The organism is Parasphingorhabdus sp. (assembly GCF_039982415.1).
Lineage (GTDB): Bacteria > Pseudomonadota > Alphaproteobacteria > Sphingomonadales > Sphingomonadaceae > Parasphingorhabdus.
In genome coordinates, this window is record NZ_JBDWYL010000002.1 from 59,356 (window position 1) to 73,530 (window position 14,175).

The 14,175-nt window shown below is 49.6% G+C and carries 9 protein-coding genes; 8 read left to right on the top strand and 1 reads right to left on the bottom strand.

Features of this window, described 5'->3' with window-relative positions; genetic code table 11:
• Positions 1–83 precede the first annotated feature (83 nt).
• The 8 genes from ABJU74_RS03030 to ABJU74_RS03065 all read left to right on the top strand — a co-directional run bounded on the left by ABJU74_RS03030 (position 84) and on the right by ABJU74_RS03065 (position 11,594).
• Positions 84–1,961 carry an HAD-IB family hydrolase gene (locus tag ABJU74_RS03030; RefSeq protein WP_348382647.1) on the top strand — a complete coding sequence of 626 codons (1,878 nt, stop codon included), beginning with the start codon at positions 84–86 and terminating at the stop codon, positions 1,959–1,961.
• Positions 1,962–1,970: 9 nt separating this feature from the next.
• Positions 1,971–4,316, top strand: coding sequence for a glycerol-3-phosphate 1-O-acyltransferase (locus ABJU74_RS03035; RefSeq protein WP_348382648.1), 2,346 nt, complete (start codon positions 1,971–1,973; stop codon positions 4,314–4,316).
• A gap of 26 nt (positions 4,317–4,342) precedes the next feature.
• Complete coding sequence (locus tag ABJU74_RS03040) at positions 4,343–5,902, top strand: wax ester/triacylglycerol synthase family O-acyltransferase (RefSeq protein WP_348382649.1); 1,560 nt, start codon at positions 4,343–4,345, stop codon at positions 5,900–5,902.
• Between the two features lie 87 nt (positions 5,903–5,989).
• The gene (locus tag ABJU74_RS03045) at positions 5,990–7,468 is read left to right on the top strand and encodes a DUF3336 domain-containing protein (RefSeq protein ID WP_348382650.1); all 1,479 of its coding nucleotides are present in this window, start codon (positions 5,990–5,992) and stop codon (positions 7,466–7,468) included.
• Positions 7,465–8,319: a lysophospholipase gene (locus tag ABJU74_RS03050; protein ID WP_348382651.1), complete on the top strand. Its 855-nt coding sequence runs from the start codon at positions 7,465–7,467 to the stop codon at positions 8,317–8,319. Before ABJU74_RS03045 ends, ABJU74_RS03050 begins: the two co-directional genes overlap by 4 nt.
• Before the next feature lie 29 nt (positions 8,320–8,348).
• The gene (locus ABJU74_RS03055) at positions 8,349–9,278 is read left to right on the top strand and encodes an alpha/beta fold hydrolase (RefSeq protein WP_348382652.1); all 930 of its coding nucleotides are present in this window, start codon (positions 8,349–8,351) and stop codon (positions 9,276–9,278) included.
• Between the two features lie 68 nt (positions 9,279–9,346).
• Positions 9,347–10,348 (top strand): NAD(P)H-dependent glycerol-3-phosphate dehydrogenase, encoded by a 1,002-nt coding sequence (locus ABJU74_RS03060; protein WP_348382653.1) that lies wholly within the window; start codon positions 9,347–9,349, stop codon positions 10,346–10,348.
• A gap of 289 nt (positions 10,349–10,637) precedes the next feature.
• Entirely contained in the window at positions 10,638–11,594 is a 957-nt protein-coding gene (locus ABJU74_RS03065) for a crotonase/enoyl-CoA hydratase family protein (RefSeq protein ID WP_348382654.1), read from the top strand.
• Positions 11,595–11,598: 4 nt separating this feature from the next.
• On the opposite strand, the gene ABJU74_RS03070 is transcribed toward ABJU74_RS03065, so the two are convergent.
• Positions 11,599–14,175 carry an ATP-binding protein gene (locus ABJU74_RS03070; RefSeq protein ID WP_348382655.1) on the bottom strand — a complete coding sequence of 859 codons (2,577 nt, stop codon included), beginning with the start codon at positions 14,173–14,175 and terminating at the stop codon, positions 11,599–11,601.

Sequence of the window (14,175 nt, forward strand, 5' to 3'; positions counted from 1 at the left end):
TGATAATAAAGACTGGGAAAGGCAGGCTTTTTTTGCCAAGATGCCTTTCGGCCAGCGGGGCCGGGAAAATTTAAGGGTTATTGATGGTTGATCAGAATTCCCATTTGCAGGACGTATTAGCAGCGCCTGACGGGCCGCATATTGGCGCTTTGTTTGATTTTGATGGCACAATAATCGCTGGCTATTCGGCCACGGCGATGTTGTGGGAAAAGATTAAGCGCCGCGAAATGACCGCAGAAGAGCTGGTCGAAACCGCCAATGTCATGGCGCAATATTCGATGGGCAGCATGGGTTTTTCCGGATTAATGACCGCAGCTTCGAAATTTATGAAGGGCGTCACCGAGGATAGCTATTTCCAATTTGGCGAAGAGCTTTACGAAAAACATATTGCGCGCAAAGTCTACCCGGAATCCCGGGAACTGGTGGAAGCGCATTTGGCCAAGGGCCACACCGTCGCGATTGTGTCCTCGGCAACGATCTACCAGATTGAACCAACCGCTCGGGATCTCAATATCGAGCATGTGCTCTGTTCCCAATATGAAGTGGAAAATGGCGAGTTTACCGGAGATATTATTCGGCCACTCTGTTTCGGTGAAGGCAAGGTGATCGCAGCGGAAAAACTGGCGAGCGAACATAAGCTCAATTTGGACAAGAGCTTTTTCTATTCTGACAGCGACGATGATCTCGAGCTTTTGGAACGGGTCGGCAAGCCGCGCCCGCTCAATCCCAATGGCAAATTGACGGAAATTGCGATCGAGCGAGGTTGGCCTCTGCAAAATTTTGACAGCCGCGGGCAAGGCAAGCCCGTGGATTATCTGCGCACTATTTATGCGACCGGTTCCTTGGTGACTTCCTTTGTTGCCGGACTGCCAATTTGGGCGCTCACCGGATCGCAGCGCGAAGCCACCAATTTTTCAACTGGTTTGTTCGGAGACATTGCCACGGCTTTGACCGGAGTGGAACTCGATATTAACGGCGAAGAAAATATCTGGGTCAATCGCCCGTGTATTTTCGTTTTTAACCATCAAAGCAAAGCCGATGTGATGATCATGGCCAAGCTGGTCCGCAAAGATGTCGGCGGCATTGCCAAGAAAGAAGTCAAGGATACGCCAGTCATCGGCAAAGTGATGGAAATGGCGGGCACGATTTTTGTGGATCGCGCCGATGGCCGTAACGCCATAAAAGCGATGGAGCCCTTGATTGATGCGATTAAGGTGGATGGCAAATCCATTTGCATCGCCCCCGAAGGAACGCGGACCTTATCGCCCAAAGTCGGGCCGTTTAAAAAGGGTGCCTTTCATCTTGCGATGCAAGCGGGCGTTCCGATGGTTCCCATTGTGATTCACAATGCTGGCGATGTGGCGCCCAAAAATGAATTTGTTATGCGCCCAGCAACGGTCAAAGTGGATATTTTGCCACCTGTCGATACCAGCAGCTGGAAAAGATCAACGCTCGACGAGCATGTCGCAGAGGTGCGCGGCCTCTTTTTAAAGGCCTTGGGACAAGAAGATGAAGACGGTGCGCCCGCCTCGCAGCCTGCTAAGCCCGTGGTCGTGAAGCGAACAAGTCCAGGTCAAACTGCGAAGGCGAGTGCTGGCGCAACCAAATCAAGGTCGACAAAAGCCGCCGCGCAGAAAAAGCCAGCCGCCCGCAAACCCGCCACTACTGCCAAAGCAAAAACAGCCGCTGGAGCAAAAAAGAGGGTAAGTAAGAAATCCGCACCGAAACGGTCAACGGCAAAAAAACCAGCCGCCCGAAAATCACCAACCTCAAAAGCGTCCGCCAGTAAACCCGCAAGCAAGACGAGTACCCCGAAAAAAGCGGTTGCCCGAAAAGCGCCAGCCAGAAGGGCATCGGTGAAAAAGACGACATCCAAAGCGAGTAGCGCGAAAAAACCGCCATCGCAGAAAAGCCCGGCGCGCAAGCCCAGTGTGAAAAAGCCAGCCGCAGCGAAAAAATAGGGAGCAAGGATGGACGAATCAACGGCAATAGCGAAAGCGGTACCTCTACTCACACAGGGGCCCAAACTCTTTGTCATTGATGCTCGCAATCGTGTTGAACGCCGTTATCTTCTCGATTGGTTGCACACGTCACTTGCGGAAGGCGGCCCGGGCCGAGAAATAAATTGGGTCAGTTTGCCCTTATCCGATGATCGCACCAAACCGCGGTTAAAAGAATTGGCGCGCAAGCTCGAGGCGGATCCAGAAACCTTGGTCATCCCGGTAAGAATTGCTTGGCGCATCCCGAATTTTGAAAAGAGCAGGGCGCTCAAAAAACGGCATGCCCTATTTGGCGATCCCAGAACGCCGGGCAGTTTTCGGGCCCGAACAATTTTATGGCGCAATAAACGCCGCGCCCACTGCTTGATTGGGCAACCCGCGACAATAGAGAATCTGCAAGAACGCTTTTCCGCCCAGGCGCCGTCACAAACGGAGAGCGAAGCTAATCAGGAATTTGCTGGCTTTGTTCTTCGTCAAGCCGGACTGGTGCTGGATATAGAAGAACGGGGACTACGCGGTCGCCGCTATAAAGTGCCTCGGTTTGTGGCTGACGGATTGCGCGCCAATCCCAAATTCAGAGCGGCGATGACGGAATTGGCGACCGATCTCGATAAGCCGGAATCCGCTCTTTATGACGAGGCGGGGAAATATATGAAGGAGCTGATCGCTCGCCCCAGCGCCTTTTTCATCGATATGAAAGCCAAGCTCGACCGTTTCATGCTGTCGCAAGGCTATGAAGATGAAGTGGTTTTCAAGGACAGTGAATTGGCTCGCCTGCGCAAGACTATGCGCGACCATCCCACATTATTGTTGTTTACGCATAAAACCTATATCGACGGCGTCACACCAACGGACCTGGCTTATCAAAATGATTTGCCCTTGGTTCACGTTTTTGGCGGCATAAATCTCGACTTTTTCGGACTGGGTTTTGTTTTGCGCCGGGCCGGCACTATTTTCATTCGGCGCAGTTTCGAGAATAACCCGGTCTATAAATTGGTTCTGCGCCATTATGTCAGCTATTTGCTGGAAAAGCGCTTTCCAATGACCTGGGCCTTTGAAGGAACACGGTCGCGATTGGGCAAACTAATGCCGCCCCGATATGGTTTGCTCAAATATGTGATGGACAGCGCCAATGTGAATGACATTGAAAATGTGCATATCATTCCCGTGGTAACCAGTTTTGATCTTATTCGTGATGTCGAAGAATATGCAACCGAACAAACCGGTCGGGTAAAAAAGGCGGAATCCTTAAGTTGGTTTATCGGCTATTTGCGAAGCCTGCGCGAACCGATGGGCAAGGTCTATGTTGATTTCGGGAAACCGGTCATCGTCAAAAAGGCGCCGGAGCCTAATGATCGGATCGGGCTATCCAAAATAGCTTTTGAAGTCGCGGTGGAAGCCAATCGCGCGACGCCGCTGACCTTGACCTCCTTAATGTGTCTCAGCCTCTTGGGAACTGCCCCGCGGGCCATGACCGCCGAAGAATTGCGAGCAGTGATTAATTTCTTTGTCGAATGGGCCCAGGAGCGGGACATCCGCTTTAGCGATGATCTTACGAAACAGAATTTGGAAGGCATTCAGGAGGTTGTCGATACATTGGTCAATAGCGGACTTTTTGTGCGTTATGATCAAGGCTCGAGCACCGTGTACACCATCGAACCTGAAAAACATCCCCTAGCGAGCTATTATCGCAATTCGATCATTCATCATTTTCTCGACAAAGCGATTATCGAACTGTCCTTGTTAAAGGCGAGGGAAGACAAAGAAAATGTAGCGGCGGATATATTCTGGTCGGAAACGGATCGGCTGCGCGATTTGTTCAAATTCGAATTTTTCTATCCCCCCAAAAAAGAATATCGCAAAAATCTCAAGGCGGAATTGTCACGGGCTTGTCCCGATTGGGAAATGAAGCTGAACACAGGTGGTGTGATGTTAAAGAGCCTGACCAATCGGTTTCAACCACTCATTGGTCATGCTGTCTTTTTGCCATTTGTAGAATCCTATACGGTGGTTCTGGATATCTTGTCCCGTTTAGAACCGGGACAAGCAATAGATAAGTCTAGCTGTGTTGAAGAGGCGTTGAAAGAAGGGCGCCAAGCCTATCTTTTGCGTCGGATAACCAGCGAGGCATCAATCGGGAAAATACTATTTGAAAATGGTTTCAAAATGGCGGCAAGCCAAGGTTTGACTGGTGAAACTACAGTAGAAACTATTGCCGCGCGCAAAGCCCTATTGCGAAAATTCCGGGCCTTGTCGCGTCGCATGGAAAAATCGCGCTTGGAAGTTTTGAGCTTGGCTGACAAAATTTTTGAATGAACAAGTCTCTTGGAAGGTATCCCCCTATGACTGACAATCCCCAACCCCATCAGCTTAGCGCCCAGGATGCCCAGTTTGTGTACATGCAAACGCCGGATAATCTCACGCACGTAATGGCTGTCTATATTTACGACCCGTCATCGGCCCCGGGAGGCAAGGTTCGGTTTAAAGATATAATCGAACATATTCGCGGCCGTATGGTGATATCGCCGATGTTCAAACGCAAGCTCTACCGTTTACCCTTGGATATAGATCATCCCTATTGGGTTGAAGATGAGCATTTTGATCTGGAAGCGCATATTTCCCACAGCCGTTTGCCAGAGCCTGGCGATTGGCGGCAATTTTGTATTCACGTAGCCCGGCATCACAGCAAACCTCTCGATATGAATCGTCCGCTCTGGGATATGTATGTCGTGGAAGGGCTGGATAATATCGAAGGCATTGCCAAAGGCAGTTATGCGATTTTGACTCGGATCCATCATTCCACCATCGATGGGACATCGGGCGCCCATTTTTTCGCTGCCCTGTCAGACATTGATACAAAGGGTACGCCTGCCATTCCCTTGCCGAAGAAGGAGGCGGAAATGGCACCGTTGCCGGAACCCGCCGATATTTTGAGCCGGGCGGTTAACAGCACGATTACATCACCGGTTAAATTGACGCAGGCATTGCTGAAATTAACGCCCGCCATATTGAAAAACGCGCAGAAAAATATCGGTCCTAATAGTCAGTCGTCGGAAGGCAAGGTTCCCGAGACGCGATTTAATGGACCGGTTTCGCCGCATAAAATGTTTGAAGCGGTCACATTTGATCTCGAGGCGTTAAAAGCCGTCAGGTTGAAAGTGGAAGGGGCAACGATCAACGATGTCGTGCTTGCCATTTGCAGTGGAGCATTACGGAAATATCTTACCAAACACAAAGAGTTGCCAGCCGAATCTCTGGTAGCTGTTGCTCCGATAAATGCGCGAAGCCGCACGGGTGAAGAGGCCAATCCGGGAAATAACATTTCCGCCATGACGGTGAAAATCTGGTCCGATATTGCAGACCCTTTGCAGCGTATGGAGGCGATTAGAGACACAACCCGTGAAACCAAAGCCGCTAAATCGGGACTGAGCGCCCGCATCATGACCGATTTGACGAAACATATTCCCGGGGCGACCATGTCCGGCGTTGCGCGGGTTCTCAACAGCGAGCGATTTGCCCAAAAGGTCAGCAATTTGTTTGTTTCCAACGTTCCCGGTCCTCAAGTGCAACTATATATGAATGGCGCCAAGCTTACCCATCAATATGGTTTGGGACCCTTGGGCAATGGTATGGGCTTATTCATTGCGACGCCTAGCTATAATGGGACGATCTCGTTCAGCGTGATCTCAGATCGAAAAATCATGCCGGATATTGAATTTTTCAGAGAATGTCTGCAAGCGGCCTTTGTCCAGTTACGCGATGCCAAGCCCGGGACCGGTAAGCGCGCGGCTAAGGCGAAAGCAGCGCCTAAAAAGAAAGCCGCCAAACCGCAAGATGCTTCCATCATGTATCGGCGGGTATCAAAAACGCCGAGAAAAGCGCCACCTGCCAAAAAGAAATAAGGAGCGGATAATCGGTGGATAGCATGCGTTATCGGGTGTCTTTCTGCGCAAATAGGTGTATCCAGTCGGTCAGTAAGCGAGTAAATTATGATTTTGAACACCACCTTGAAGATGGAAAAAGCCATGGCGCAGGCGGAAAATTATTCCGACTGGTCTGATGCGGCTGCTGCCCATGATCGTTCTACCGGCGTTGATACATGGAAAAAAGCCGACGAAAGCAAACATTTTGATAATGTATCCATTCGCCGTCGTCTTAAGCGTTTGTCCAAACTGTGGAAAGCCCAAGACAATGCGGGTTTGCTCTATGCGCTGAATGAAGGCATCCATGGCAATATGGACGGTATGGGCAATGATCGCCTGCACCAAAAAGCGAAATTTGGTACCAAGCAACTCATTCAGGATTATGTCGATGCGATCGTAAACTCGCTGGAATATCTCGCGAGCGATAAAGTTGATGATATTCCCTTTGAGGAAAAGCTCGATTTTTTCCGCCGGGCCCAACATTGCTACGGCCGTTCTGCATTTTTGATGAGCGGATCGGGGGCTTTTTTATATTTCCATATGGGCGTGGTAAAAGCTTTATGGTTGGAAGGTCTTTTGCCGCATATCATGTCAGGCTCCAGCGGTGGTTCGGTCGTAGGCGCATTGATCAGCACTCATGTAGACCACGAAATTCCGCCCTTTTTCGATCCTGAAAATCTCGTAGCGGAAGGCGCTGATGAGATAGTATCGCAAACCGGGTTGGAGCTATTGGGCGGGACGAAACGACTGAAAGTTGACGAGATTCGGCGGCGTATCAACAATATGATTCCGGATTTAACCTTTCAGGAAGCTTATGATCTGACCGGTCGGCATCTTAATGTATCCATTGCGCCGGCGGAAAAACATCAAACGTCGCGTTTGCTCAACGCAATCGCTTCACCCAATGTCTATGTCCGCGAAGCGGTCATGGCTTCTTGTGCCGTGCCTGGCGTTTATCCGCCGGTGACCTTGGCGGCCAAAGACCATAAAGGCGAGCGCAAGCCCTATCTGCCCAATCGCAAGTGGGTTGATGGCTCGGTGACACACGATCTGCCCGCCAAAAGGCTGGCGCGCCTTTATGGCGTGAATCACCATATTGTCAGTCAAGCTAATCCTTTGATCACGCCTTTTGCAACCGACGTGAAACAGCAAAGAACGCCGATATCTGCGATTAGAAATGCGACGACATCCACAATGAAGGCCTGGTTGAACGCCAATGTCGAAATCATGCAAAAGCCGCTTTCTTATTTCCCGCGGCTGAATAGCATGGCCAATATGACATTGTCGGTAATCAATCAGGATTATACCGGTGATATCAATATTATCCGTCCGACCATGTTCTGGAGTCCTGCAAAAATCTTAAGTGACTTGTCGGTCGAAGAAATTGGAGAATTGATCCAATTGGGAGAACGCACGACCTGGCCAAAAATTGAAATGGTTCGGGTGCAGACCAAAATCAGTCAGACCTTGGACCGGATCCTGTTCGAATATGAAACCGAACTGGCGCATGATCATTCGGTGGCGATGAAGAGGAAAATCGCTTGAGACATGAAGAATCGTCGTTGACGTTGGCTACGCCTTCTCAGGCGGCAGGTGATCAACTCTATTTCCAAAGCTGGTCGCCGGAAAGCCCAGCAAAAGCGACGATTATTTTAGTTCATGGCTATGACGAACATAGTGGGCGCTATGGCTATTTTGCTCAACATTGCGTTGAACGGGGCTATGCTGTGCACGCGCTTGATCATTGGGGGCATGGAAAATCGGCAGGTGATCGCGGCTTTGTGCCGCATTTTTCTGTCTATCATGACGGTTTGAACGCGCTTATCGCGCAATTGCCGGCAGAAGGGCAGCAAAGACCGATGATTTTGGTCGGACATAGTCTCGGCGGACTGATTGCCGCGACTTATTTGCTCGCTCAACAATCGCAATTTGCGGCTGCTATTCTGTCAGGGCCGGCCATTAAGGCGACGGATGAACCGTCGGCGGTCTTGAAAACTGTGAGCAAGCTATTGTCTTCAATCGCTCCGAAACTCGGTGTGTTGGGACTGGATGCCAACGGTGTGAGCCGGGACCCCAAGGTCGTTGCAGACTATCTTGCCGATCCACTAGTATCGGGCACTAAGATAAGCGCGCGACTGGCCGCAGAGATGATGCAAAATATGGATTTGATCCAGCGGGATGCGGCGAAAATTACCTTGCCTATGCTCTTGATGCATGGCGAGGAGGATAGCCTGACTGCTCCTCAAGGATCTGTATTTCTAGAGAAAAATATCGGATCGGAGAAAAAGCTGCTCAAGCTTTATCCCGAACTTTATCACGAGATTTTTAATGAGCCGGAACGGGATCGGGTTTTGACCGATATGACCGATTGGATCGATAATATTGCTGTGAAATAAGCATGACATGCGAGTGAGGGGACTACGCAATGATGTTCATTTTCTACCTATTGGCGGCCTTGATTGGGGCGCTAGTGCTGAGCTATTTCATTGTTCCGCAATGGCTCTACAAAATGATGACCGCGATGATCCGGATGCGCGGAGGGATGCGGCAGAAAGCCATTCGAGCCGGCGAAGATAATTGGCCTTATTTGGAAGGCGGTCGTCCGGATGGCCTACCCATAGTGTTGCTCCACGGATTTGGCGGCGACAAGGATAATTGGTCATTATATGCGCCGCATATCACAAAAACGCATCATCTGATTGCGCCAGATTTACCGGGCTTTGGCGAAAATGACCGATCGTTGGATCGCGACTATGATATTGCCACACAGGTGCATCGTCTCAATGCGTTTCTCGATGCCATGAAAATCACAAAATGCCACATTGGCGGGAACAGCATGGGCGGATTTATCGCGCTGCAATTTGCGATGGAATATCCCGATAAAGTGGCTTCTCTCACTTTGTTTAACAATGCTGGTGTTGTTGGTTCGGTCAACAGCGAATTGGCAGTAGCTGCAGAAAAAGGAGAGAATTCTCTGGCTTTGAGCAGTCTCGCCGATGTCGATAGACTCATGGCGTTTGTTTCGCATAAGCCAGTAGCCATGCCCAAAAATTTCAAGAAGATATTCTACGCAGATGCCGCAGCGCACCGCGAACTTTTAGACAAGATATTTTGGCAAATTGCCGGCGCTGGACTCAATCAGCCGCTAAATGACCGGTTGGGCGAAATTTTGGCTCCGACGTTGATTATCTGGGGGCGGCAGGATCGGTTAATTGATGTGAGCTGCGTTGCCGTTCTGGACGAAGGCATTCGCGATAGCGAAGCAGTGGTTTTCGAAGAAACAGGGCATATCCCTATGGTTGAGCGACCGAAAGAAACAGCCCAGGCCCATAGAGCATTTCTTGCCAAACACTGAAATTGTCGCCAGTTTGAAAATATAAAATTCCTCAACAAGAGGAGTCGGTACAAAATTGGGGATCAGATATGAAATTGCGCGTCGGGCTATTGGGTGGTGGTTCATGGGGAACGACCGTGGCATCATTGGTTTCGCGCAATGCTCCGATTAAAATCTGGGCGCGCGATAGCGAAACCGTCAATGATATTAACAACAACCATCGCAACAGCAAATATTTGGCCGATGCCGAATTGCCAGAAGCGCTGAAGGCAACCAGTGATATTGGCGAAGCCGTGTCGGATGCCGATGTGCTGGTCATGGGCATTCCATCAAGCAATTTTCGCAATGTACTGGAGGACGCAAAACCTTATTTACGGCCATGGGTCCCGGTAATCAGCCTGACCAAAGGTTTGGAATTGGCAACCGGCAAGCGCATGACCGAAGTGATCGAAGATGTGCTACCGGGGCATCCGGTTGGCGTTTTAACGGGCCCGAATCTGGCGCGTGAGATCATGGCGGGACAGGCCGCTGCCAGTGTCATTTCGATGGAAGATGAAATTATCGTCAAACAATTGCAGCGCTTATTCCATTCGGGGCTGTTCCGGGTTTACACCAATACTGATCTGCTGGGCTGTGAATTGGGCGGCGTCTTAAAAAATATAATCGCGATCGCTGTCGGAATGGGGGATGGCTTGGGAGCAGGAGACAATACCCGATCTGCGCTCATCACGCGGGGGTTGGCCGAAATCACCCGGCTTGGCGTTGCAATTGGGGGACGCCCAGAGACATTTGCGGGATTGACCGGCATGGGAGATATGATCGCAACGTGCACCAGTCCACTGAGCCGCAACCGGCATGTGGGCGTAGAATTGGGCAAAGGCCGAAAAATTGACGATATCATTGAAGAAATGCTGATGGTTGCCGAAGGCGTGAAAAGCGCTCCAACAGTGATGGCCCTAGCGAAAAAATATAATGTCGCGATGCCCATTGCAGAAGATGTTTTCGAAGTGACCAAAGGTAATCGATCGGCTGTGCGCGCTTATCGCGGTTTGATCAGCGCATCGGCGGGATCAGAAGCGGATGCTGGCTAGAAAGTATCAAAAGAAACTTTCATTTATTCTCAAAAGATTACACTAAATCGGTAGTCGTTTTGCTTCCATATATCCAATTTGATTTCAAAATTTACCAATTTTTACAAAAACTTGTTTACCATTAAGTCTCGTCAAAGACTGGCAATTTTCGTTAACCATTAAGGATGGATCTTAAACTCTTTTCTTTTGCTTGCTTCTTTTTGGGGCGTGCCATAAAAATATATCCCAAGCAGTTCGGGAATTGTTACGTCTGAGTTTCGACGTAGCCCCGATTATGTGGAGAGTATATATGGATTTACGAAGCCGAACCGTAGGTGACGCCGAGACCGATCTGGTCTTTGACGCGACGGAATCTTTGATTACCGGCCATAGCGGATTTGGACAGGATCTATTTGCTCAAGACTTTAAAGAAATTGAATTGCGGTTCGATAAATCAGACGAGATATTCTGGTGCTATATGAACCAAAAATCTCGCCCCAGCTATACCTATGAATTGGGCGATGAAATCCAGTTGGTTCAAGATTGGGTCCACACAAATTATGGGATGGACGCGCAACGCAATCATGACCCACTGCGTTATTTTGTGTGTGGATCGCGCACGCCGGGAATTTATAATCTAGGCGGTGATCTTAAACATTTTGCCGATTGTATCCGCAGACAAGATCTTGGAGCCCTGAAGAAATATGCGCGGACGTGCGTCCATATGCAATATGCCAACAGCACCGGTTTTGGTGCACCGATCATTACCATGGCCCTGGTTCAGGGCGATGCGCTCGGCGGCGGTTTTGAACATGCTTTGGCATTTGATATTCTGGTGGCCGAGAAAAGCGCGCGTTTGGGTCTACCAGAGATTTTGTTCAATCTTTTCCCCGGCATGGGAGCCTATAGCTTTTTGCGGCAGCGCTTGAGCCGGCAAGAAACCGAAAAATTCATTCTCGAAGGCAAGTTATTTTCCGCTGCAGAACTGTATGAAATGGGCGTTGTGGATATTCTGGCCGATGACGGGAAGGGCGAAGAAGCGATTGTTGAATATACACGCCAAAATCGTAGCCGTTTTCATGCTGAACGCGCCGTCTATCGGGCGCGCAGATTGGCCAATCCGGTGACCATTGATGAACTGCTGGAAATCACCGATATGTGGGCTGAAACAGCTCTCTATTTGGAAGAAACCGACGTTCGCAAAATGGAGCGATTGGCCACCGCTCAAGAACGCAGAATTGCTCGGTCACTCAAAGCGGTGTCCTGATTGACTAGCTAGCCGCGCTGATCCCATCGCGATTGGTCGGCACGTCATCATTTTCGGGCTGATCAAAAAACGCAATGATGCGGTCAATTTCGGCTTTTACCTGAACGCCATATTCATGCTTTAGCTCAAGAAAATCATGCTCGGTGATAATCTCGAGATGCCCGCACATTTCAGACAGTTTTTGTGCGCCGACATTATTTGCCCCACTCTTGAAGGCATGGGCCTGAAAGCGGAAATTTTCTACATCGTCGCTATCTATGGCCATATTGAAAGCGGCCATTATCTCGACTGTATCTTCCAGATAGGCGTCCACAATAGATTGAACGAATTCTTCATCGCCGATTGATTTTAGATAGTCCATCTGATCGGGATCAATTGGTGGTGTCTGATCCTGCTGTTGTGCAGGTTGGATTGGTTGAACCACGTCAAATGGATCCGGATCACCTTGGCGTTCCGCCTCGTCCGCTTTTACAAAATTTCCGGTTTGTTCCGCAACAGTATCCAGCAATAGGCCAGCCTCAATGGGCTTTGTAAGACGCAGATTCATACCGGCATCCAAGCACTTCTTCTCGGTCTCGGCGGTGGAATCCGCGGTTAACCCGATAATCGGAATTGGATTGCGCGGACCTTCAATTTGGCGCCATAATTTGGAGCATTCAATACCCCCGATATTCGGCATATTGACGTCTAGAAAGACGATATCAAATGCATATTTATCGAGCTCATCCAAAGCTTGTTCGCCGTCGGACACGACCACGACCTTATGACCAGCATTGGTCAATATCGTCTGCAAAACCATCTGATTAGTGCGGTTGTCATCAGCAACCAATATGTTGAGCGACACGGATGTTCGGATCAATCGATTAGGATCATCTTCCGATTTTTTGAGGGTGCGATTGAATGAACAACCAATTTGAACCACGCTGCGCACCGTATCGAAATCAGGGGATGCGGGCAGGACCGACGCAAAGGCAGCGCGTAATTTTATCTCATCGAGACTCTTGTTGCTGTTCTTGGACAACAGAACGGGCGGTAAGTTCGCGTTGCGAAAATGGTTCCAGAACACTATATCGTCTTTGTGCTGCTCAGCGATTTCTTCATCAAGCAATGCGAAATCATAGGAAACTAGCGGACGGTTCTGAAGAATAGTTTCCAACCGGTCGGCTTTGGCACATTGCACGTGATCAATGTCGACAAATTGGGCATCATATCCAGAGAGGCGAGGGCCGTTCAATCCAAAGCCAAGAGACAATATGCGGAAATTTTCGCCTGTCCGATCGGGGGTTTCAACCTCAGCAACCAAAGAAATCGGGCAAGATAAGGTGAAGGTACTGCCTTCGCCAACTTCGCTTTGCAGGCTTATTCCGCCGCCCATTTGAATGGCCAGTTGCTGACAAATTGCCAGTCCCAGACCGGTGCCGCCAAAATTATCAATAATGCTATCATCAGCTTGCTGGAAAACGCCGAATATTTTCTGATGGGCTTCTTCAGCTATGCCCGGACCCGTGTCGGTTACCGAGCACCAAAGTTCGGGAATTTCACGGGTTTCATCAAGTCCACATTTCATGGTGATCGTACCGGAATCCGTGAATTTAACAGCATTGCTGGTTAGGTTGATTAAAATATTACGGATATAGTCGAGCTGACCGGCGACTTTCTGATCGCTCATCGCCTCGGCTTCAAGATGAATTTGGAGGCCTTTTTCAGCCGCAGCCAATTGCATGATATCCCGCACTTCAGTGAGGACATCAACAATGGTAAATTCCTTCGGGTCTGGCAATTCTTCTTGCGTATCAGATTGTGCGAAGCTGAGCAGTTGATTGATCAGATGCAAAAGATGCTGTCCGGCGGACACGCTGGTTGCAACCATTTGCTGTTGCGCATCCGGCAATTTCATATCGAGCAAATGGGTACCATATCCGATAATGGCGTTGAGCGGTGTTCGTAGTTCGTGACTAATGCTCGCAAGAAACAAGCTTTTGGCTTTATTTGCTTCTTCCGCTTCTTTGGTTGCGGAGGATATTTTGATGATCAGGGTGGAACAATAAGCCGGCACCACCACCAGACCGATTAACAAGCCCCAGGAAAGCGACATATTCTCTTGCCAATAAGGGACGCTAAAAACAGTCCAGCCAAAAGATAAGGTTCCAAGAGCCGCGGCGATGCCAAGCCATTTGACGCCGAAGCGGAATCCATAGCCCAAAATCACCCAAAGATATAAAGGATAGAGCGCCGCAACCGCGCCTCCGCCCACTTCGAACAAATAAGATGAAACACCAAAGTCGACGATCAATCCAGCCAATCGTCGGCCGTTGCTTGGACCCGGACGGAAACGATAGGCAATATATATGGCCAAACTACCCATTAGATGAAGCTGGAAGCCCAGGATCAAATTGGCGGCTCCGCCGAGATAATAGGTCACCGACAGTGCAATGATTATCAGAACCAAACGGTTGATAATCATTTCGCGTTCACGGTCACGACCGCGAGTAATCACATCACCATGTTTTTTGTGATGATGGTGATGATTATGTGTGTGCTTATGTTTCGCGCCGTGACGGCGAGGCGTTGGGGATAGCAT